Raw genomic sequence first — 449 nt, 5'->3', positions numbered from 1 at the left:
CATTTTCGTTGTGCTTCTTCCAGATTGTTAAAGAACGAATATAGCTGTCAGGTAAAACCTAACTCATAAGGCCGTTTCAACGACGCTATGAGTTAGCCTCTACATCACCAGGCAATCAAGTACTTGGTGGAGGTGAACGGGATCGAACCGATGACATCCTGCTTGCAAAGCAGGCGCTCTCCCAGCTGAGCTACACCCCCATATCCCGCATGCGCAGAATACTTGGTGGGTCTGGTTGGATTCGAACCAACGACCCCCGCCTTATCAAGACGGTGCTCTAACCGACTGAGCTACAGACCCAAAACCTATTCGGATCAGCAGTCAGGCAGTTGGAGACCCAGGGAAGATTCCCTCGACCCAAGCCTACAACTGATCCCAGCTATATCAAACAACCGATAAGAGTGGACGCTTAACACGAGCACTTAAGCTCTGAAAGGAGGTGATCCAGC

The 449-nt window shown here is 50.3% G+C and carries 2 tRNA genes; both read right to left on the bottom strand.

The features are described 5' to 3' along the window. Positions 1-124 precede the first annotated feature (124 nt). Positions 125-200: transfer RNA gene (locus tag BRO63_RS23035), tRNA-Ala, on the bottom strand. 23 nt (positions 201-223) lie between these two features. Further along, positions 224-300, bottom strand: a tRNA-Ile gene (locus BRO63_RS23030). Between the last annotated feature and the right edge of the window lie 149 nt (positions 301-449).

Source organism: Achromobacter xylosoxidans (assembly GCF_002192695.1).
In the GTDB taxonomy this organism is placed as follows: domain Bacteria; phylum Pseudomonadota; class Gammaproteobacteria; order Burkholderiales; family Burkholderiaceae_B; genus Achromobacter; species Achromobacter xylosoxidans_C.
Note: the sequence above shows the minus strand (reverse complement) of the source record. Positions and strands in the feature narration are given on the sequence as shown.